At 70.3% G+C, this 19709-nt stretch carries 17 protein-coding genes; 4 read left to right on the forward strand and 13 right to left on the reverse strand.

Annotated features, from left to right (window positions below; all coding sequences use genetic code 11):
- Positions 1-120 precede the first annotated feature (120 nt).
- From rodA to AC1ROY_RS25025, 7 genes are all read right to left on the reverse strand, one after another.
- Positions 121-1278, reverse strand: coding sequence for a rod shape-determining protein RodA (rodA, locus tag AC1ROY_RS24995; protein WP_493151626.1), 1158 nt, complete (start codon positions 1276-1278; stop codon positions 121-123).
- Positions 1279-1511: 233 nt separating this feature from the next.
- A complete protein-coding gene (gene mrdA / locus AC1ROY_RS25000) occupies positions 1512-3377 on the reverse strand; it encodes a penicillin-binding protein 2 (RefSeq protein WP_493151780.1) in 1866 nt (621 codons plus the stop codon).
- A 56-nt stretch (positions 3378-3433) separates the two neighbouring features.
- Positions 3434-3973 carry a rod shape-determining protein MreD gene (gene mreD, locus AC1ROY_RS25005; protein WP_493151627.1) on the reverse strand — a complete coding sequence of 180 codons (540 nt, stop codon included), beginning with the start codon at positions 3971-3973 and terminating at the stop codon, positions 3434-3436.
- A gap of 4 nt (positions 3974-3977) precedes the next feature.
- Positions 3978-4847, reverse strand: a complete 870-nt coding sequence (mreC, locus tag AC1ROY_RS25010; protein ID WP_493151628.1) for a rod shape-determining protein MreC — start codon at positions 4845-4847, stop codon at positions 3978-3980.
- Positions 4848-4891: 44 nt separating this feature from the next.
- Positions 4892-5935: a rod shape-determining protein gene (locus tag AC1ROY_RS25015; protein WP_493151629.1), complete on the reverse strand. Its 1044-nt coding sequence runs from the start codon at positions 5933-5935 to the stop codon at positions 4892-4894.
- 253 nt (positions 5936-6188) lie between these two features.
- The gene (locus AC1ROY_RS25020; protein WP_493151630.1) at positions 6189-7772 is read right to left on the reverse strand and encodes a 2-isopropylmalate synthase; all 1584 of its coding nucleotides are present in this window, start codon (positions 7770-7772) and stop codon (positions 6189-6191) included.
- Between the two features lie 229 nt (positions 7773-8001).
- The gene (locus tag AC1ROY_RS25025; RefSeq protein ID WP_493151631.1) at positions 8002-9819 is read right to left on the reverse strand and encodes a hypothetical protein; all 1818 of its coding nucleotides are present in this window, start codon (positions 9817-9819) and stop codon (positions 8002-8004) included.
- Positions 9820-9923: 104 nt separating this feature from the next.
- On the opposite strand from AC1ROY_RS25025, the gene AC1ROY_RS25030 reads away from it, so the two are divergent.
- Together AC1ROY_RS25030 and AC1ROY_RS25035 are read left to right on the forward strand one after the other, a co-directional pair.
- The gene (locus tag AC1ROY_RS25030; RefSeq protein ID WP_493151632.1) at positions 9924-10415 is read left to right on the forward strand and encodes an OmpA family protein; all 492 of its coding nucleotides are present in this window, start codon (positions 9924-9926) and stop codon (positions 10413-10415) included.
- Between the two features lie 71 nt (positions 10416-10486).
- The gene (locus tag AC1ROY_RS25035) at positions 10487-10939 is read left to right on the forward strand and encodes an OmpA family protein (protein ID WP_493151633.1); all 453 of its coding nucleotides are present in this window, start codon (positions 10487-10489) and stop codon (positions 10937-10939) included.
- Between the two features lies 1 nt (position 10940).
- Here the strand turns inward: AC1ROY_RS25035 and AC1ROY_RS25040 are convergent, their stop codons facing one another.
- Positions 10941-12287, reverse strand: a complete 1347-nt coding sequence (locus tag AC1ROY_RS25040) for a tetratricopeptide repeat protein (protein WP_493151634.1) — start codon at positions 12285-12287, stop codon at positions 10941-10943.
- Positions 12288-12470: 183 nt separating this feature from the next.
- Between AC1ROY_RS25040 and AC1ROY_RS25045 the strand changes: the two genes are divergently transcribed.
- The gene (locus AC1ROY_RS25045) at positions 12471-13100 is read left to right on the forward strand and encodes a TetR/AcrR family transcriptional regulator (protein ID WP_493151635.1); all 630 of its coding nucleotides are present in this window, start codon (positions 12471-12473) and stop codon (positions 13098-13100) included.
- A gap of 7 nt (positions 13101-13107) precedes the next feature.
- Here the strand turns inward: AC1ROY_RS25045 and AC1ROY_RS25050 are convergent, their stop codons facing one another.
- The 5 genes from AC1ROY_RS25050 to miaA form a co-directional block, all read right to left on the reverse strand.
- Positions 13108-14175, reverse strand: a complete 1068-nt coding sequence (locus tag AC1ROY_RS25050) for a zinc-binding metallopeptidase family protein (protein ID WP_493151636.1) — start codon at positions 14173-14175, stop codon at positions 13108-13110.
- Positions 14176-14268: 93 nt separating this feature from the next.
- Positions 14269-15285 (reverse strand): ketol-acid reductoisomerase, encoded by a 1017-nt coding sequence (ilvC, locus tag AC1ROY_RS25055; protein WP_493151637.1) that lies wholly within the window; start codon positions 15283-15285, stop codon positions 14269-14271.
- A 47-nt stretch (positions 15286-15332) separates the two neighbouring features.
- On the reverse strand, positions 15333-15848 hold the full coding sequence (gene ilvN, locus AC1ROY_RS25060; protein ID WP_493151638.1) for an acetolactate synthase small subunit: 516 nt from the start codon (positions 15846-15848) through the stop codon (positions 15333-15335).
- A gap of 4 nt (positions 15849-15852) precedes the next feature.
- Positions 15853-17649: an acetolactate synthase 3 large subunit gene (locus tag AC1ROY_RS25065; protein WP_493151639.1), complete on the reverse strand. Its 1797-nt coding sequence runs from the start codon at positions 17647-17649 to the stop codon at positions 15853-15855.
- Between the two features lie 36 nt (positions 17650-17685).
- Positions 17686-18642 carry a tRNA (adenosine(37)-N6)-dimethylallyltransferase MiaA gene (miaA, locus tag AC1ROY_RS25070; protein WP_493151640.1) on the reverse strand — a complete coding sequence of 319 codons (957 nt, stop codon included), beginning with the start codon at positions 18640-18642 and terminating at the stop codon, positions 17686-17688.
- Positions 18643-18671: 29 nt separating this feature from the next.
- Between miaA and serB the strand changes: the two genes are divergently transcribed.
- Positions 18672-19568: a phosphoserine phosphatase SerB gene (gene serB / locus AC1ROY_RS25075; RefSeq protein WP_493151641.1), complete on the forward strand. Its 897-nt coding sequence runs from the start codon at positions 18672-18674 to the stop codon at positions 19566-19568.
- The last annotated feature ends 141 nt before the right edge of the window (positions 19569-19709 follow it).

The raw sequence follows: 19709 nt of genomic DNA on the forward strand, positions 1-19709 counted from the left end.
CAGCCTGGGAACAGGCCGCTGGGTTCCTCGCGGCCCGTGCCAGGCCTTGTCGGTATTTGGCCAGACGAAAGCCCGGTTGCATAGGCGGCCGGCCCCACAACCGAGAACCGGACAGCCGGCTCAGTCGCGCGCCGGCCCGAACTCCGCGTCGCGGTGCACCCAGGCGCTGATCAGCATCCCGAAGCCGATCATGGTGGTCAGCATGGCCGAGCCGCCGTGCGAGATCAGCGGCAGCGGCACCCCGCCCACGGGGATGCTCCCCGTCACCATCGCCACGTTCACGAAGATATAGAGGAAGTAGTTCGTCCCCAGCCCGATCGCGAGCAGCCGGCCGAACTGGTGCTTGCAGCGCAGCGCCACCAGGAAGCAGAAGCCCACCACCAGCATCAGCAGGGCCAGCGTCCCCATCGCGCCGACCAGCCCGAACTCCTCGGCGATCATGGTGAAGATGAAGTCGGTCTGCTTCTCCGGCAGGAAGTTCAGGTGGCCCTGCGTGCCCTGGAGAAAGCCCTTTCCCCAGAGCCCGCCGGAGCCCAGCGCGATCTTCGACTGGATGATGTTGTAGCCCGCGCCCAGCGGGTCGGATTCCGGATCCAGGAAGGTCGTGATGCGGGCGCGCTGATAGTCGCGCAGGTTCTCGTAGACGATCGGCGCCGCCGCCGCCGCCGCCCCGATGATGGCCGCGAACTTCCACCAGCGCACGCCGGCGGCCCAGAACATGGCGCCCCCCAGCAGCGCCGTGATGAGCGAGGTGCCGAGGTTGGGCTGCTTGAAGATCAGCCCCACCGGGATCAACACCAGCGCTGCCGGGATCACCAGGAAGAAGGGGTTTCCCACGCGCTCCCAGCTCGCCCGGTGGAACCAGGCGGCGAGCGTCAGCACCAGGACGATCTTCATCAGCTCCGAGGGCTGGAGCTGCAGCGGCCCGAGATCCACCCAGCGCTGCGCGCCCTTCCCGACCTCGCCGTGCAGGGCGACCATCACCAGCAGCCCGATGCCGAGGACATAGGCGACCGGGGCGGATCGCGCGATCAGCCGGATGTCCACGAAGCCGATGCAGAGCATCATCACCAGGCAGAAGCCGAAGCGCAGCGCGTGCTTGGTCGCGTAGAGATCCGGATTTCCGCTGCCTGCCGAATAGAGGGCGACATACCCGACGGCGGCCACCGCGCAGAGCAGCAGCACGAAGATCCAGGGGATCTGCCAGAGCTTCTGCAGGATCCCCGATCCGCGATCGCGGGTGAGAAGGCGTTTCTCGAAGACGGTGGAGCCGGACATTTATTGCGCCCTCAGACGGCGGGCGCCGGCTCCGCCGGCTTTCCTTCGCCGCGCCGCCGGTGCGCCGGACACGAGGTCAGTCGGGCGGCGCCGGCCGCCTCGCGGCCGGAAGCCATGCGGGCCGTGCCCATCCAGACGCATGATCGCCTCGCCCATCGCATTCCGCGCACCAGGGCAGCGGCCGCGATGGCCTTGCGGCCGGCATCTGCCCTGCCGCGCCATCGCCTCGCCCATCACGTCCCGCGCACCACATCCGCCACGCGCTGGCCCGGGGCCGCGCGGAAGCGGTTGAAAGTGTCCACCATGGCATCCCGCGCCAGCGGGCCCGCGGCCGCTGCACCCGAGGTGCCGTGCTCCACCACCACGCTCACCGCATAGAGCGGGTTGTCGTGCGGTGCGTAGCCGACGAAGAGCGCGTGCGGCCGATATTCGCGCGGCAGGCTCTCCACCCGGAAGCCGCGCTCGCGCTGCTCGCGGGTCACGCGGCGCACCTGGGTCGTCCCCGTCTTGCCCGCCATCTGCCCGAAGCCGCCCGGCAGCCGCGCGATCTGCGCCGTGCCGCCACCCTCGTTCACCACCGCCCACATGGCCTCGCGGACCAGCCGCATGTCGCGGTCGGCGATGCCCATCAGGGGCCAGTCCTCCGGCCGCCCGCCCCGCGAGGGCCGGCCGCCGATGCTGCGCGTCAGATGCGGCTGCACCGCACGCCCGGTCGCCAGCCGCGCCGTCATCGTGGCAAGGCTGAGCGGGGTCAGCTGATAGAAGCCCTGACCGATGCCGTGCACCACCGTGTCGCCCAGCGCCCATCCCTTGCCTTGCGCCTCGCGCCATTCGCGCGTGGGCACCAGGCCGCGCCGCGTGCCCGGCAGCTCGATGTCGAGGTCCACGCCCAGCCCGAAGCGCCGCGCCATCGCAGCGATGCGGTTGATGCCGAGCCGCTTGGCCAGCTCGTAGAAATAGACGTCGCAGCTGAGCTTGATGCCGCTGCGCATGTCTAGCGCGCCATGGCCGCTGCGGTTCCAACAGTGGAAGCGGCTCTCGCCGAGGTCGAAATGCCCGGGGCAGGAGATGCGCTCGCCCGGGCTGATCACCCGCGCCTCCAGCCCGGCCAGCGCCACCACCATCTTGAAGGTGGAGCCTGGCGCGTAGAGCCCGTTGGTCGCCTTGTTAATGAGCGGCGTCGCGCGGTTGGCCGTCAGCTGCCGCCACTGGGCGTTGCTCACGCCGGCGTTGAAGACGTTCGGGTCGAAGCTCGGCTGGCTCGCCATGGCCAGCACTTCGCCGTTGCGGGCGTTCATCACGACGATCGAGGTGCCCTCCTCGATCTTGCCTCGGATGGTCTTCTGCAGCTCCGTGTCGACGCTGATCTCGATGTCCTGGCCGGGCTGGCCCTCGCGCCGGTCGAGCTCGCGGATGATGCGGCCGACGGCGTTCACCTCCAGCTGCACCGAGCCCGCGCGGCCGCGCATGGCGAGGTCGTGGTAGCGCTCGATGCCCGAGCGGCCCACCCGGATGCCGGGAAGCTGCAGCAGGGGGTCGCCATCCATGTCGCGCTCGGCGGGCGGCGCCACATAGCCCACGATATGGGCGAGGTGCTCGGCCTCGGGGTAGATGCGCGTGGTGCCGACGTCGATGAGGATGCCCGGCAGGTCGGGCGCGTTCACCTCGATCCGCGCCATCTCCTCCCAGGCCAGGAACTCGCGGACGATGACCGGCACGAAGCGCCGACGGCGCCGCATCTCGCGCTCCACCCGGGCCCGCTCGTGGTCGGCCAGCGGCACGATGCGGCTGAAGGTCTCCAGCGTGGCGCCGACGTCGGAGGTCTGCTCGGCCACCAGCAGCGCGCGCCAGTTCAGCCGGTTGCCGGCGATGACCTCGCCGTTGCGGTCCAGCACGCGGCCGCGCGGCGGCGAGAGCAGCCGCGCCGAGAGGCGGTTCTCCTCGGCCAAGGTCGCATAGCGCTCGCCCTGCTCGACCTGGAGCGTGTGCAGCCGGTAGCCGAGGAAGCCGAAGAGCCCGAGCTGCCCCGTCGCCAGCACCAGGGCGCGGCGGGTGAAGACGGAGCGGCGCTGCTCCTCCTCCCGCTTGATGCCGCGCATCGTGAAGTTGGCGATGCCGCCCTTCTCGCGGCGGAAGCGCAGGAGCTTCGGCAGCCTCACAGCGCCAGCTCCGCCCGGCGCATGGCCGTGTGCAGCCGGGTCAGCACCCAGGCGAGCATGGGATAGAGCCCGACCGAGACGCCGAACTGCGTGATCCCCGGCGTCGTGGGCGGAATGTGCCAGCCCAGCACCGCCTCCAGCCCCCAGCCCAGCCCGGCCGCGCCGGCGGCGAAGGCGCAGAAGATCAGCCAGGTCGCCAGGAAGGACTGCCGGACCAGCACGTCGCGCCAGCGCAGCGCCACCCCGTGCACCACGAGCAGCGTCAGCACCCCCGCGCCGAGCGGGGCAAAGGACAAAAGGTCCTGCAGCAGGCCCAGGAGGAACACCACGGGCGCGGGCATGGCAGCCGGCCGGAAGATCGTCCAGAAGAAAATGCCGGGCAGCGCCAGCGCCGCGATCAGCCCCGGCGCGCCCACCGGAACCGCCGCCAGGACGATGAGGAAGGCGGTGAAGCAGGCGGGAAAGCCCGCCCGCGCGCCGGCATCGAGCCGCCGCAACAGGCCCATGGGCGGCTCGGGCCGGCCCTTGATGTCCATGATGTCAGCGCCTGCCGGGGGCCCGCGGCTCGGGCCGCGCCACCGCCTCGGGCGGGAGGATGCCGGAGAGGCCGAAATCAAAGAGCCGCAGCACGTCGAGCCGCTCGAGCTGGGCGAAGAGCTCGACCTCGGCCGCGCCGCTCTCGCTCCAGCGCACCACGCCGACGGGCAGGCCCGCCGGGAAGGCCCCGGCCTGGGCGCTGGTCACCACGCGGTCGCCCTCGCGCGGGGTCACGCCCTCGGGCCAGTGCTGCAGCCTCGGGCGGGCGGTGTTGTTGCCGACCATGATCGCCCGGGCCCGGCTGCCCTCCAGCGTCACCGGGATGCGGCTGTTGATGTCGGTCGCGAGCAGGACGCGGGCGGAGCGGCTGCCCACCTCCGTCACGCGGCCGGCGAAGCCGCGCTCGTCCAGCGCCACCTGACCCTTGCGGATATTGTGCTGCGGCCCGGCGGCGAGCAGCACGGCGCGGGCATAGGTGCCGCCGGCATCGGCCACCACGCGGGCGGTGCGGAACTGCGGCGCGGGCTCGGGCACCCAGGAGAGCTGGCGGCGCAGCAGGGCGTTCTCGGCCTCCAGCGCCAGCGCCGTCGCCTGCCAGCGGCGCAGGCGCTCGTTCTCCTCGGTCAGCCGGGCGTTCTCGGTGCGGATGTTCCACAGCGTCTGCGCCTCGGAGACGGCATCGCGCACGGCGGAGAAGGGCTGCTGCACCGCGCCCCAGATCGGCGAGAGCGCGTCGGCCAGGGCCATGCGGGCGCGCTCGATCAGCAGGGCGTCCGCCTTGCCGAGCAGCATGGCGCCGAAGGCGGCCGCGATCAGCACCGGCAGGGAAAGCCGGGCGAGGGCCTGACGCAGGGGGATACTGAGACGGATCATCAGCGCTCCGCCGTGGGGGTTCAGTCAGCCGGTCTTCAGCACCATCAATACATCGAAGTCAGCACCTGGCGAAGCCGCTTGAGCTCCTCCAGGGCCCGTCCCGTGCCGAGGGCCACGCAGTTCAGCGGCTCCTCTGCCACCACGACGGGCAAGCCTGTCGCATCCCGCAGCACTTCGTCCAGACGATAGAGCAGCGCACCACCCCCCGTCAGCACGATTCCCTTGTCCACGATATCGGAGGCGAGCTCCGGCGGCGTGTTCTCCAGCGCGACCTTCACCGCGTCCACGATGGCCGTCACCGGCTCCATCAGGGAGGTCGCGATCTCGCGCTGGCTGACGATGACCTCGCGGGGGACGCCGTTCATGAGGTCGCGGCCCTTGACCTCCATCAGCGGCCCCTCCTCGCCGTCGAAGGGGGCGGCGGCGGCGCCGATGCCCATCTTGATGCGCTCGGCCGAGCTCTCGCCAATCAGCAGGTTGTGGGTGCGGCGGATGTAGCTGATGACGGCCTCGTCCATCTTGTCGCCGCCGACGCGCACGCTGCGCGCATAGACGATGCCGCCGAGCGAGATCACCGCCACCTCGGTGGTGCCGCCGCCGATGTCGACCACCATGGAGCCCGAGGGCTCGGTCACCGGCAGCCCGGCGCCGATCGCGGCCGCCATCGGCTCCTCGATGAGCAGCACCTTGCGGGCGCCGGCGCTCTCGGCGCTCTCCTGGATCGCGCGGCGCTCGACGGCGGTGGAGCCGGAGGGCACGCAGACGATGATCATCGGCGAGGTGAAGCTGCGCCGGTTGTGAACCTTGCGGATGAAGTGCTTGATCATCTCCTCCGCCACCTCGAAATCGGCGATCACGCCGTCGCGCAACGGGCGGATGGCGGCGATGTTGCCGGGCGTGCGGCCGAGCATCTGCTTGGCCTCCTCGCCCACGGCGAGGACCTGCTTGCGGCCGCGATTGTCGGAGATGGCGACGACGGAAGGCTCGTTCAGCACAATGCCCCGGCCCTTCACGTAAACCAGCGTGTTGGCGGTGCCGAGGTCAATGGCCATGTCGGCAGAGAGGAAGCCGAACAGGCGTGAGAACATGCGGAAGGCCTTCCGAGGCAGGGTGGGAGGGGGGTGGCGTAGCCCTAGATGCCGAACGGGGCAAGCTGCGCGGATGCGAGAGGGCTCCGCCCTCTCGCGCTCTCCTGCCAGGGCTTTATGCCCAGGTCCCTATTAAAATTAAGAAAATCAAATTGATCGAAGGTGCAGGAAACTGGTGGACATACATGTCCACCCTGCCGGGGGTTGGCCGCGAAGCGGAGACAACCGAGGGGCAGAGCCCCTCGATCTCACCTCACTCCGCCGCGCTGACCGCCGGCGGCTCCGTCCGCTCCCGCTTCACGAGCAGCTTGTTCAATGCGTGGACATAGGCTCGCGCAGAAGCCACGATCGTGTCCGTATCCGCCCCCTGCCCGTCCACGAGCTTGCCCTCCTCCTCGATGCGCACGGTCACGCGCGCCTGGGCGTCGGTGCCGCCGGTCACGCTCTGCACGGCATACAGCTTTAAATTGCCGCCATGCGGGAAGGCCTGGCGGATGGCGTTGAAGGTCGCATCGACAGCGCCGTCGCCGCCCGACATGCCCTCGACGGGGTCGCCATCGACCTCCAGCACCACGGTCGCCATCGGGCGCGTGCCCATGCCGGTGGCCACGGTCATGCCGGTGAGCCGGATGCGCTCGTTGGCACGGCCGACCTCGTCGTCGACCAGGGCGGCGATGTCCTCGTCGTAGACGACCTTCTTGCGGTCGGCGAGGTCCTTGAAGCGCTTGAAGGCGTCGTTGAGCTGGTTGTCGCCGACCTCGTAGCCCAGCGACTTCAGCCGGTCGCGGAAGGCCGCGCGGCCGGAATGCTTGCCGAGCACCAGGGAGTTGGTGGTCCAGCCCACGCTCTCCGGCGTCATGATCTCGTAGGTGGAGGCGTCCTTCAGCACGCCGTCCTGGTGGATGCCGCTCTCATGCGCGAAGGCGTTGCGGCCGACGATCGCCTTGTTGGGCTGCACGTCGAAGCCAGTGATGGTGGCCAGCAGCTTGGAGGTCCGCAGGATGCGCTTCGTCTCGATGCCCGTGCGCAGGCCCAGCGCGTCGTGCCGCGTGCGCAGCGCCATCGCGACCTCTTCCAGGCTCGCATTGCCCGCGCGCTCGCCGATGCCGTTGATCGTGCACTCGATCTGCCGCACGCCCGCCTGCACCGCCGCCAGCGTGTTCGCCACCGCGAGGCCCAGGTCGTTGTGGTTGTGCGCGGAGAAGATGACCTTGTCCGCGTCCGGCACCTTGTTCATGAGCGTCGAGAAGATCAGGCCCATATCGGCCGGCAGCGAATAGCCGACGGTGTCGGGGATGTTGATCGTCGTGGCGCCCGCCTTGATGGCCGTGTCCACGCAACGGCAGAGGAAGTCGAGGTCGGAGCGCGAGCCGTCCTCGGCCGACCATTCGACGTCGGCCGCGTGGTTGCGGGCGAGCTTCACGCTCTCGGTGATGCGCTCCAGCACCTCGTCGCGCGTCATGCGGAGCTTCACGCGCATGTGCAGGTCGGAGGTCGCGAGCACGATGTGGATGCGCGGGCGGGCGGCGGGCTTCGTCGCCTCGGCGGAGGCGAGGATGTCGGCGGTGTTGGCGCGCGACAGGCTGGCGATGACCGGCCCGTCCTTGGAGAAGCGCCTGGCGATGGACTGCACGCTCTCGAAGTCACCGGGGCTGGCGATCGCGAAGCCGGCCTCGAGCACGTCGGCGCCGAGCTCATGCAGGGCCTCGGCCATGCGCAGCTTCTCGTCGAGATTCATGGAGAAGCCGGGCGACTGCTCGCCGTCGCGCAGGGTCGTGTCGAAGATGATGATGCGGCCGCTGTCCAGCTTGCCGAAGGAAGGATGTTCGATGCTCATGGCGCGTTCTCGTTGGTTCGGTGTTTCCCGTGGCACATCCCCGTGACCGGGGTCCCCTGAGCGTCGCAGGCCATCAGCGGCCGGGCGTCACACCCAGGGGCGGGAAAGTCGAAGCGGAAGGAGGGCGAGCGAGAGCGCCCGGAGCCGAAGCCCGGCAGACATCGCAGGAATTGCGGTCCGCATCGCCATGGCGAAAGCTTTAGCCGCCGGAATGGTCCGGATCAAGCGCTCAGTCCGCGCAGGCGCCCTCGGTCACGCGCTGGCGGGTGGCCCCGCCCTCCTCATCCTCCGTCACCACCTCGCGGCAGCGGTGGCGGCGATAGACGCGGCCGTCGTAGCGCCAGGTGGTGACGACATGGGTGGCGGCGTTGGATCGCGCCTGGATCGTGGCGTCGCGCGCGCGGCGGCCGATGGCGGGCTCCAGCCGGAAACCGTAGCCCGAATCCTCCAGGACGAGGCGGTAGCCGCGCCCGTCGCGGACCGCGATGGAATAGCCGCAGTTCACGTTGCCGCAATCGCCGTGGATCAGCCAGGCGCCGAGCCCGGGCGCCAGCCGCATGAGCTCCGGTGCGGCGGGCACGCGCTCCTCCTCCCAGGGCAGCGTCGGCCCCTGCGTCCCGGCCAGGACGGCCAGCCGGCGATGGCGCCAGAAGGCCTGCCGCTCGAGCGTCAGCGTGGCCCGGGCCGCGCCGTGGTCGGCGAGCACCTCGGCGATGTCGGGCCGGTCGATCCCGATGGCGACTGCGATGGGTGCGTCGCCGGCGACGGATTCGTCGGCGGATGCCCCGGCCAGGATCAGGCCGAGCGTGTCGATGTCGCTCTCGCGCCGGGCCTCGACCCCACCGAGGCAGCCCATGAAGCGCGCCAGCAGGCCCGCACCTTCCGGCGCGGCGGCCTCGTTGAGCGCCTGCAGCAGCCGCGGCTCGGCGGCGCAGGCGAGGGTTCCCGCGAGGCCGGGCACATCCGTGGGGCGCAGTCCGGCCGCCAGCATCAGCCGGAAGGTCGGGCGCTCGCGCTGCTCGACCAGCCGTGTCCAGAGCCGGTCGCCGGCCGCCTCGGCGAGAGCCTCGTCGAAGGAATCGCGCGGGCAGCGGAGCAGCAGGGATCGGGTGGTGCCGCGCAGCGCCTCCATCCAGGGCGCGTCCGGACGCGGATCGCCGCCGATCGAGAGCCAGCCCTGCACCGCCTGGCGCGGCAGGGTGGCGCAAAGCACGGCGTCCGGCGCGGCCTCGACCAGTGCGCTCCAGCGGCCGAGCAGAGGCTCCGCGCGCGGGGCCCGCGCGGCCAGGAGGTCCTCGCCGAGCTGCGCCAGGACCGGAAGCCGCCGCCGCGCGCCGTCACGCGACTCCGTGGCGATGGCGCCGAGATCCAGCGCCATGAGCCGGCGGAAGGCGCCGTCGCCCTCCTCGCCCGGCGGGACCTGCCGGACCAGCTCGGCCAGCACGTCGGGATAGGGCCGCAGCCCCGCCTCCAGCATGGCCTCGACCAGCGCGGGCGGCGGCCGGCGCGACGGGTTCGCGAGCATGGTGAAGGGCAGCGAGCAGGCCGGCTCCGCTGCGCGCTCCGGCGGGATCAGCGGCAGAATCGCCGCCGCGGCCGGGAAATTCGCGCCGTCGCGGCCGAAGACGAGCTGGCCCAGCAGGGCGCAGCGGCGCTCGGGCGCGACCAGCCCGGCGACATCCAGGAACACCGCCTTCTCGCCCGGCACGGCGGCGAGGCGAGCGGCCAGCGAGCCGCCCGTATTGCCCATCGGGCCCATGATCTGCGCCTCGGGCGCGAAGCCGGCCCCCGCCGCCGATTCCGCGAAGGCCCGGACCGTCGCCCGAGTCGCCTCGTCCGGCGTGGCGGCCAGCGCGTCCACCAGGGCGAAGGCGGGCGGACGGTGCGGCGGGCGGTCGGGCCGAGCGCCGGCGGCGAAGGCGGCGGCCACCGCCGCCGGGTCGCGCGCCTCGATCGCCGCCAGCAGCGCCGCGCCCGCTTCGCCCTGCGCACGCGCCGGCAGCGCCGCGAACAGGCCGAGCAGAACGAGGATCAACCGGCCAACCATCGAAATTCCTCCGCACCCGAAGGCTTTCTGCCACGAACCGCCGTGACACGAACCCTCCCACGCGGCACAACGGCGCAACGACCGACTCACACGGAGAGACGCAAGTGACCGCCCCAGTGACCTCCTATCTGGCCCGTCTCGCCCTCGGCGCGGCCCTGCTTGCCACGGCCGCCTGCGCCGAGCTGCCGACACCCGAGCCGGTCGCCGCCGCCCCCGCACCAGCTCCGGCCGCCGCGCCGCCGACTCCGGCGCCGGCATCGGACCCCGGCGACACCAGGCAGACGCTGCCGCTCTTCTTCGAGCCCTGGTCCGCCGCGCTCGACGAGCCCGCCGAGACCGCGCTGCGAGACGTGGCCAAGCTCGCCCAGGAGCATCCGCACGTGCCCATCCTGGTGGTGGGCTATGCCGACCCGCAGGGCTCGCGCGAGGCGAACCTGATCCTCTCGCGCCTGCGCGCCCGGATCGTGGCCGACTTCCTGATCGAGAATCACGTGCCGGCCCGACGCATCCGCATCCTCTACCGCGGCGCGACCCCGGGCATGGAGAGCCTGGAAAGCCGCCGCGTCCAGGTCCAGGTGGACCGCGGCCAGCGGTAATCCTCCTGCCGTCGTAACCTTGTGATCCTTCGGGTGTTGGGCGATTGCCATTCACCCGAAGGACAACGTCCATGCTGCTCAAGCCTTTTCTCGGCGCCCTCGCCGCCGTCGCGCTGCTCGGCGCCTGCGCGAGCCCGCCGCCGCCTCGCCCGGTGGCCCAGGCCCCTGCCGTCGTCACCCCGCCGCCGGCCGTGCCGACCGGCGACGGCCGCGTCGCCGCCGTCCGCTTCGATCCGATGTCGAGCGTGCTGACGCCCCTCGCCCGGGCCGAGCTCGGCCCGGTGCTCGACCGGCTGATGGCCAATCCCGGCACGCCCGTGCGGATCACCAGCTACTCCTCCCGCGAGGCCATGCCGCTCTCGCGCGAGCGCACCCAGACCATCCGCATGGCGCTCACCGAGCGCGGCGTGCCCAGCACCCGCATCCGCGTGCTGAACGCGCGGATGATGCCGAACGCCGACCCGGACGTGGTCCAGGTCGAGGTGCGGGGCCCGGCCTCGCCGTCGCGCAACCCGCGGGCCTGACCTAAGCGGCCGCCCCGGCCTCGGCGAGGTCCAGCTCCCGGCGCCGGGCCAGCCAGGCCCGGCTGAGCGGGCTGTCCGGCTTCGCCGCCAGCCGCTCGCCGAGCAGGGCGTCGGCGAGGCGGGCCTCGCCGGCCCGCAGCGCCGCCTCCAGCAGCGTCCAGGCGAAGATGTCGCGCTGGGCATGGCTGCCGCCGAAGCGCTGCGCCACCGCCCGCAGCGGCAGCAGCCGCTCGATCGCCCCGACGTAGTCGCCCCGGCCGAAGGCCTGGAAGCCGAGGCAGGCCGGCAATCCCACGTCGCGCGTCATCATGCCGTTGGTGCCTGGGCCGCGCGCCGCGATTTCCAGATGGCCGATCAGCTCCCGCTGCGCAGGCTCGTCGCCGAGGCCGACGAAGGCCATCATCGCGTGCAGGTCGTTGAAGGCGTAGTAGCGATCACCGATGCGCGAGGCCCAGGGCTGCGCCAGCTTCGACCAGCGGTCACCCACATCGTGGCCGAGCGCCATCAGCCGCCACAGCAGCGCCGAGCCGTCCACCATCTCCAGCGCCTGGCCGAAGCCGCCGGCCGAGATGCGTTCGTCGAACAGGGTGAGCGCGCCGACGATGTCACCTTGCTCGATGCGGAAGAGCGCAAGATGCCACCAGTTGTGGAAGGCGAAGAGGTTGTCGGGCGACCAGCCCTCCGCCGTGCTTTCCAGCCAGCGGGCGCCTTCGGCGGCGCGGCCGGTCATCTCCAGGACATGCGTGACGGCGTGCACTGCCCAGCCGTCGCGCGGGTTCATCGCCGCGGCCTCGCGGCCCCTCGCCTCGGCGCGGTCATGCTCGCCGCATTCCTCCAGCCCGAAGGCGTGCATGCCGAGCAGGAAGCCGTAGCCGGGCACGTCCCGCTCCCAGGCGGGCAGCACGCGCGCCACGCGGTCGCGCAGCATCAGCGACTGTCCCAGGAAGAAGTCGCCGAGCTGGCCGAGTTGCACCGCCAGGAGGTCGCGCGGATGGTCGATGGCGATGCGGCCCCAGGCCTCGGTCGCGCCGGAGAGGTCGCCATCCACCCAGCGCCGCACCGCGGCGACATGCGCCTGCTCGCGCGGCAGGGCCCGCGGCGCCAGCGCCTCGGCGGCGGCGAGCGACGTCTGCAGCTCGGCGTCGAAGGCGCGATCCGTCGCGGTGGCGATGATCGCGGCGCGGACCGCATGCGGCATCACCATGCCGGGCGCCGATGCAATGACCTCTTCCAGCGCGGCGATCGGATCCGCCTCATAGGCGTGGAACTTCAGGATGGCGGCTTCCAACCCCGCGGTCGCGGCGGGACCGGAGGTGGATAGCGGGTTGCCCCAGCGGTCGGTCGTCATGGCTTTCTCTCCGTGTGATCAGGTGGCGGAGAGATCGCCGATCGAGGGCCGGGTCCGCCAGTCGTCACATGGTGCAGCAGCTTTCCGGCGGAATATCCAGCGAAATCAAGAAGGACATTGGTCCGCCGCCAGGCGCGGAATGAGCCTTCTCCGGGAAACTGTACTTTCGGTATAGTCGCGGCCATGTCCACAACCCTGCACCCGCGCGAGAACCTCTCGACCCGCGAACGGCTGCTCGACCTCGCCGAGGCCGCTGTGCTGCAGAAGGGCTTCGCCGCGACCTCGATCGAGGAGCTGGTGGCCGGGGCGGAGATCTCGCGCAGCGGCTTCTTCTACCACTTCCGCGACAAGGGGCAGCTCGCGAAGGCGCTGCTGCTCCGCTACGTCGAGCGTGACCGCGTCATCCTGGACGACATCTTCGCGCGCGGCGACGCGCTGAACGACGATCCGCTGCACGGCTTCCTGGTAGGGCTTCGCCTCTTCGCGGAGATGGCAGCCTCCCTGCCGGAGGCGCATCCGGGCTGCCTGGTCGCGGCGATCTGCTACCAGGAGCAGCTGTTCGATCGCGAGATCCGCGACATCAACCGCGATGCCGTGCTGGCCTGGCGCGCGCGGTTCCGGGAGCGCCTCGACCGGATCACCAGGAGCTATCCGCCGCGCATCGAGATCGACCTGGACGACCTCGCCGACATGGCCTCGGCCATCGTGGACGGCGGCATCACCCTGTCGAAGACGCTGCGCGAGCCGCTGCTCCTGTCGCGGCAAATCCTGCTCTACCGCGCCCTGATCCGCGTGGTCTTCCTCGGCGCCTGAGGACTCCCTAGCCCTCCCGGGGCACGGCGCCATGCGTCAGCGATTGGATGAAGCCGAGCTTCGCCACCACCGCCGGCGAGAGCACGAAGGGGTAGAGGTCGGGGATGCCCATGCTGCGGTTCAGGCTGTTCACCGCCACCGTCAGCGGCACCCAGGCGTCCATCAGCACCTCGATGTCCGTGCTGCGGTAGGGATCGAAACCCACCTCGGTCGAGAGGTCGCCGGTCTGGTCGGCGCGCGGCGCGATCTCCATGCCGAGCGAGCGCGCCATCTCCAGCGTGTCGACGATGTGGAGATAGTGCGCCCAGGTCTCGGCGAAGTCCTCCCAGGGATGCGCGGTGGCGTAGGTGCTGACGAATTTCTCCTGCCAGTCGCCGGGCGGGCCCTGGTCGTAGTGGCGCTGCAGGGCAGCCTCGTAATCCTGGCTGTCGTCGCCGAAGACGGCGCGGCAGTCCTCCAGCCGCCCGCCGTCGCGCACGAGGCGATCCCAGAAGTAGTGGCCGGATTCATGGCGGAAATGGCCAAGGAGCGTGCGGTAGGGCTCGCCCATGGCGCTGCGGCGCCTCACACGCTCGGCGTCGTCGGCCTCAATGAGAGCCAGGGTGATCAGGCCGTTGTCGTGGCCGGTCATCACGGGATGCTCGGCCGCCGGCGCATCGGCCAGGAAGTCGAAGGCCAGGCCCTGCGGGTCCTCGTCGCGGTTCGCGAGCGGCAGGCCGAGGCGGATGAAGCTGTAGAAGGCGCGCCGCTTGGCCACCTCGATCTTCTGCCATCGCTCACCGTTCACGGGATCGGTGAGATCGGGGATGGTGCGGTTGTGCCGGCAGGCGAGGCAGAAGCGCTCCGGGCCTTCGGCGGGAACGAGCCAATTGCAGGCACCGTTCACCACATTGTCGCAGAAGCGGAAAGTGCCGGGCTGGGCCTTGGCGGTGAAAACGCGCTCCTCCCCCGTCGGATCCAGTGCCGAGAGCATGTTCGGCTCGGGCAGGTAGCCGAGCGTCGCCTGGCATTTGACGCAGAAGGTGTTTTCGAAGTGCAGCACCTGGCCGCAGTTCTGACATTTGTAGAGCCGCATTCGCTTGTTCCCGGTCCCGGGCATGGGCCCGGGTTCCGGCTCAATGCGGCAGACGCCGCGGGGTTTCGTCACCCCGCGGCGGAGCAGCTATGCTCAGTTCTTGGCCTTGTCGACAAGGGCGCCCTTGGTGATCCAGGGCATCATGGCGCGGAGCTTGGCGCCCACCTCCTCGATCGGGTGCTCGGCGAGGCGGCGGCGGGTGGCCTTGAAGCTTGCCTGGTTCACCTTGTTCTCGAGCATCCAGTCGCGCGCGAACTTGCCGCTCTGGATGTCGGCGAGGACGCGCTTCATCTCGGCCTTCGTCTCCGAGGTGACGATGCGGGGGCCCGTGACGTACTCGCCATACTCCGCCGTGTTGGAGATCGAGTAGTTCATGTTGGCAATGCCGCCCTCGTAGATGAGGTCGACGATCAGCTTCACCTCGTGCAGGCACTCGAAATAGGCCATCTCGGGGGCGTAGCCCGCCTCGACCAGCGTCTCGAAGCCGGCCTTGATGAGCTCGACCAGGCCGCCGCAGAGCACGACCTGCTCGCCGAAGAGGTCGGTCTCGCACTCCTCCTTGAAGGTCGTCTCGATGACGCCCGAGCGCCCGCCGCCGATGGCCGAGGCGTAGGAGAGCGCGATCTCCAGCGCATTGCCCGAGGGGTTCTGCTGCACCGCCACGAGGCAGGGCACGCCGCCGCCCTTCTGGTACTCGCCGCGGACCGTGTGGCCGGGGCCCTTCGGCGCGATCATGAACACGTCGATGTCCGAGCGCGGGTCGAGCAGGTTGAAGTGGACGTTCAACCCATGCGCGAAGGCGAGCGCGGCGCCCGGCTTCATGTTGGCGTCCAGCGACTCGCGGTAGAGGTCGCCCTGGCCCTCGTCGGGGGTCAGCACCATCACGAGGTCGGCCCACTTGGCCGCCTCGGCGGGCGACATGACCTTGAAGCCGGCGGCCTCGGCCTTCTTGGCGGAGCCGCCCGGACGCAGGCCGATGACGACGTCCTTCACGCCGCTGTCGCGCATGTTCATGGCATGGGCGTGGCCCTGGGAGCCGAAGCCGATCACGGCGACCTTCTTCGCCTTGATCAGGTTCACATCGGCATCACGATCGTAATAGACGCGCATCTCGTTGGCGCTCCTCTTTGGCTGTCAGTCGAAAGGGTTACGTGGGTTCAGGCGGCCATATGCGAGGTGCCGCGCGCGATGGCGACGGCACCCGTCCGGCTGATCTCGGCGAGGCCCAGCGGGCGCATCAGCGCGCAGAAGGCATCGATCTTCTCGCCCGCGCCGGTCATCTCGAAGACGAAGCTCTCCGTCGTCGCGTCGACCACGCGGGCGCGGAAGGCGTCGGCCAGCCGGAGCGCCTCGACGCGGTGGTCGCCCTGGCCGATCACCTTGATCAGCGCGAGCTCCCGCACGAGGTGCGGCCCCTCCCGCGAGAGGTCGGCCACGCGATGCACCGGCACGAGGCGGTCGAGCTGCGCCTTGATCTGCTCGATCACCATGTCCGTCCCCGTGGTGACGACGGTGATGCGCGAGAGGCGCTTCTCCTCGTCCACGGGCGCCACGGTCAGGCTCTCGATGTTGTAGCCGCGGCCCGAGAAGAGCCCCACCACACGGGCCAGGATCCCGGCCTCGTTCTCCACCAGCACGGCGATGGTCGCCGTGCGCGTCATGTTGTCCGACATCGGCTTATACCAGGACCTTGCCCTCGTCCGTGACGGACTTTGCGTTCTGCTCCTGGTCGGGGCCCATGATCATCTCGTTATGCGCGGCGCCCGAAGGTATCATGGGAAAGCAGTTCTCATCCTTGGCGACGCAGATGTCGGCGATGACCGGGCCGGGATGGGCCAGCATCTCGCGGATGACATCGTCGAGCTGGTCGGCCGTCGTCGCGCGCAGGCCCTTGGCGTGGAAGGCCTCGGCCAGCTTCACGAAGTCGGGCAGCGCGTCGGAATAGCTCTCCGAGTAGCGGCCGCCATGCAGCAGCTCCTGCCACTGGCGCACCATCCCCATGTACTCGTTGTTCAGGATGAAGACCTTCACCGGCAGGCGGTACTGCGCGAGCGTGCCCATCTCCTGGATGTTCATCAGGATCGAGGCCTCGCCGGCGATGTCGATGCAGAGAGCGTCGGGATGCGCGATCTGCACGCCCATCGCCGCCGGCAGGCCGTAGCCCATGGTGCCGAGCCCGCCCGAGGTCATCCAGTGGTTCGGCTTCTCGAAGCCGAAATACTGCGCGGCCCACATCTGGTGCTGGCCGACCTCGGTGGAGATGAAGGTCTCGCGCCCCGTCGCCTTCGTCATCTCGAAGAGGCGCTTCACCGCGTGCTGCGGCTTGATGATCGGGCCCTGCTGCACATAGGCGAGGCAGTTCTTCGCGCGCCATTCGTCGATGCGCTTCCACCAAGCGAGCTGCTCCGCCTTCGCGACCGGCGTCGGATCCTGCTTCCAGCACTCGATCAGCGCGGCGAGCACCTGGGTGGCATCGCCCACGATCGGCACCTGCACCTCGACGTTCTTGTTGATCGAGGAGGGATCGATGTCGGCGTGGATCTTCTTCGAGCCCGGGCTGAAGGCATCGAGGCGCCCGGTGATGCGGTCGTCGAAGCGCGCGCCGATGTTCAGCATCACGTCGCAGCCGTGCATAGCGAGGTTGGCCTCGTAGGTCCCGTGCATGCCCAGCATGCCCAGGAACTGCGGGTCGCTCGCCGGGAAGGAGCCGAGGCCCATCAGCGTGTTGGTACAGGGGAAGCCCGTGAGGTGCACGAATTCCGCGAGCAGGCGCGAGGCCCCGGGGCCGGAATTGATCACGCCGCCGCCGGCATAGACGATCGGCCGCTCGCTGCGCTTCAGCAGGCGCACGGCCTCCTGGATGCGCGCGGGATCGGGCGCCATCACCGGGCGGTAGCTGCGGTGCTCGACCTTCGGCGCCTCGGTGTAGGGCGCGGGCAGGATGAGGATGTCCTTCGGCAGGTCGATCACCACCGGGCCGGGCCGGCCGCTGCGCGCGACGTAGAAGGCCTCGTGCACGACCTTCGCGAGGTCCTCGCTGCGCTTCACCAGGTAGTTGTGCTTGGTGGCGGGGCGCGTGATGCCGGTGGTGTCGGCCTCCTGGAAGGCGTCGTTGCCGATGAGGTGCGTGGGCACTTGCCCCGTCAGGCAGACCACGGGGATGCTGTCCATCAGCGCGTCCACCAGGCCGGTCACGGCATTGGTGGCGCCGGGGCCCGAGGTCACGAGCACCACGCCCACCTTGCCGGTGGAGCGGGCATAGCCCTCGGCGGCGTGCACCGCGGCCTGCTCGTGCCGCACCAGGATGTGGCGGATGGCGTTCTGCTGGAACAGCGCGTCGTAGATCGGAAGGACCGCGCCCCCGGGATAGCCGAAGATGACGTCGACGCCCTGTTCCTTCAGCGCACGGAGGACGACTTCAGCGCCCGGGCGCTGATCCGTCGTTGCGGTGGAGGACATGATGGCGGCGGACATGATTCGACTGTCTTTCGTGTTGCTGGCGGGGCAGGCTTACGGGCGGCGTTTTCCCCCGTCAACCGCCTCGTGAAGAAATGCGAAGAAGTTGGGAAAATTTCTTTCCGAAAATTGCTTCAGACCCGCGATCCGCGCATTGATCCTATGCGTCACCTGCGGCTCCACCAGGGTCTGGTAGCGGAACCAGGTGGCCTGCCGCTTGGTGTAGGCCACGGTGTGGGCGATCGCGCGGCGGCTGGCCTCGGCCTCGCCGATCTCCCCGCGGAGCATGGCTGCCAGCTCGGGAACGCCGTGCGCGCGCATGGCGGGAAGCGCGGGATCCAGGCGTTGCTCGAGCAGCGCGGCGACTTCCTCGATCGCGCCGGTCGCCATCATCGAGGACCAGCGCGCGTTGATGGCGGCGCGCAGCGTATCGCGCGGCGGGTCGAGAAGGATCGCGCGGAAGCGGTAGGGCGCGGGTGGCAGGACCGGCGCCTCGCGCTGCCAGGAGGCGAGACTGCGCCCCGTGCTGCGCCAGACCTCGTAGGCGCGCGCGATGCGCTGGCTGTCGGAGGAGCGCAGCGCGGAATCCTCGGGATGCAGCTTCGCGTGCAGTCCTCCGGGGCCAAGCTCGGCGAGCAGCGCGCGCGCTTCGTCGCGTGCCTCCGCCGTGACCTCGGGCAACGCGGAAATCCCCTGCGTCAGCGCCCGCAGGTACATTCCGGTCCCGCCGCAGAGGATCGGGAGCTTCGCCCGCGCCATCTCCGCCAGCGCCGCCTCGCGCCACCACGCGACATGCCCCGCCTGCGCCGCCGGCAGCACGCCGTAGAGCGCATGCGGCACGCGCGCCTCGTCCTCCGGCGTCGGCCGCGCGGTGATCACGCGCAGCTCGCGGTAGCACTGCATGGCGTCGGCATTGATGACCGTTCCGCTGAAGCGCTCGGCCAGCGCCAGCGCCAGCGCCGATTTTCCGGATGTCGTCGGCCCGGCCACGATGAGCGCGGGTTGTGTCATGCCATCAGCCCCGGCATGGTCCGGCCGCCATGCCGCATGTCCTGACCCTCATCGCCGCGCCCGGCGCGCTCGCGCCCGCGCAACTCCACGCCGCGAAAGCCGCCCTCGCCGCGCTCGGCGCGGATTGCGACGCGCCCGACTGGCTGGCCGAGCACGAGGCGGTGGACCTGCCCTTCGCCGCCCTCGCGCCCGAGCAGGCCATCGCGGCGGCGAAATCCGCGCTGGGCGAGGCGCCGATCGACCTCATCGCCCAGCTCGCCGAGGGCCGCCGGAAAAAGCTCCTGCTGGCCGACATGGACAGCACCATCGTCACCAGCGAGACGCTCGACGAGATCGCCGCCTTCGCCGGCCTCAAGGAGCAGATCGCCGAGATCACCGCGCGCTCGATGAATGGCGAGCTCGACTTCCGCCAGGCGCTCATCGAGCGCGTCGGCATGCTGAAGGGCCTCGACGCCTCCGCGCTGGACGAGACCTGGAAGGCCACCGAACTGACCTCCGGCGCCGCCACCCTCATCGCCACCATGCGCGCGAACGGGGCCCACACCGCGCTCGTCTCGGGCGGCTTCACCTTCTTCACCAGCAAGGTCGCGGAACGCTGCGGCTTCCATGAGCACCACGCCAATACGCTCCTGCTGGAAGACGGCAAGCTGCTCGGCACCGTGGGCGAGCCCATCCTGGACCGCGACGCCAAGCTCGCTACGCTGAAGCGCCTCGCCGCACAGCTTGGCCTCAGCCTCGCCGAGACCGCCACCGTCGGCGACGGCGCGAACGACCTCGCCATGATCCAGGCCGCCGGCCTTGGCATCGCCTACCACGCGAAGCCCACCGTGGCCGCCGCGGCGCGCCACCGCATCAACCACACCGACCTGACCGCGCTGCTCTACGCGCAGGGCTACCACGCAGCGGAGTTCGCCGGGGTGAGGTAGCACCGCGGGGGACTTTGTCCCCCGCACTCCCTACCAAAGGCCGAGAGGCCTTTGGAAATCATGAGTTAGGGACAAAAGAAGAGGGGCACGGCGGGACCGCGGATCAGGCGGTCGCTTCGTGCCCCTCTTCTTTTGTCCCCA

It is taken from the genome of Roseococcus sp. GW821-FHT12F05 (assembly GCF_058806835.1).

What these genes read in the sequence shown, in the direction of transcription:
- miaA (WP_493151640.1), bottom strand. Translation starts at nt 18,642, where the DNA reads ATGACACAACCCGCGCTCATCGTGGCCGGGCCGACGACATCCGGAAAA.
- rodA (WP_493151626.1), bottom strand. Translation starts at nt 1,278, where the DNA reads ATGTCCGGCTCCACCGTCTTCGAGAAACGCCTTCTCACCCGCGATCGC.
- AC1ROY_RS25065 (WP_493151639.1), bottom strand. Translation starts at nt 17,649, where the DNA reads ATGTCCGCCGCCATCATGTCCTCCACCGCAACGACGGATCAGCGCCCG.
- mreD (WP_493151627.1), bottom strand. Translation starts at nt 3,973, where the DNA reads ATGGACATCAAGGGCCGGCCCGAGCCGCCCATGGGCCTGTTGCGGCGG.
- AC1ROY_RS25050 (WP_493151636.1), bottom strand. Translation starts at nt 14,175, where the DNA reads ATGCGGCTCTACAAATGTCAGAACTGCGGCCAGGTGCTGCACTTCGAA.
- ilvN (WP_493151638.1), bottom strand. Translation starts at nt 15,848, where the DNA reads ATGTCGGACAACATGACGCGCACGGCGACCATCGCCGTGCTGGTGGAG.
- mrdA (WP_493151780.1), bottom strand. Translation starts at nt 3,377, where the DNA reads ATGCGCGGCATCAAGCGGGAGGAGGAGCAGCGCCGCTCCGTCTTCACC.
- serB (WP_493151641.1), top strand. Translation starts at nt 18,672, where the DNA reads ATGCCGCATGTCCTGACCCTCATCGCCGCGCCCGGCGCGCTCGCGCCC.
- AC1ROY_RS25025 (WP_493151631.1), bottom strand. Translation starts at nt 9,819, where the DNA reads ATGGTTGGCCGGTTGATCCTCGTTCTGCTCGGCCTGTTCGCGGCGCTG.
- ilvC (WP_493151637.1), bottom strand. Translation starts at nt 15,285, where the DNA reads ATGCGCGTCTATTACGATCGTGATGCCGATGTGAACCTGATCAAGGCG.
- mreC (WP_493151628.1), bottom strand. Translation starts at nt 4,847, where the DNA reads ATGATCCGTCTCAGTATCCCCCTGCGTCAGGCCCTCGCCCGGCTTTCC.
- AC1ROY_RS25040 (WP_493151634.1), bottom strand. Translation starts at nt 12,287, where the DNA reads ATGACGACCGACCGCTGGGGCAACCCGCTATCCACCTCCGGTCCCGCC.
- AC1ROY_RS25020 (WP_493151630.1), bottom strand. Translation starts at nt 7,772, where the DNA reads ATGAGCATCGAACATCCTTCCTTCGGCAAGCTGGACAGCGGCCGCATC.
- AC1ROY_RS25035 (WP_493151633.1), top strand. Translation starts at nt 10,487, where the DNA reads ATGCTGCTCAAGCCTTTTCTCGGCGCCCTCGCCGCCGTCGCGCTGCTC.
- AC1ROY_RS25015 (WP_493151629.1), bottom strand. Translation starts at nt 5,935, where the DNA reads ATGTTCTCACGCCTGTTCGGCTTCCTCTCTGCCGACATGGCCATTGAC.
- AC1ROY_RS25045 (WP_493151635.1), top strand. Translation starts at nt 12,471, where the DNA reads ATGTCCACAACCCTGCACCCGCGCGAGAACCTCTCGACCCGCGAACGG.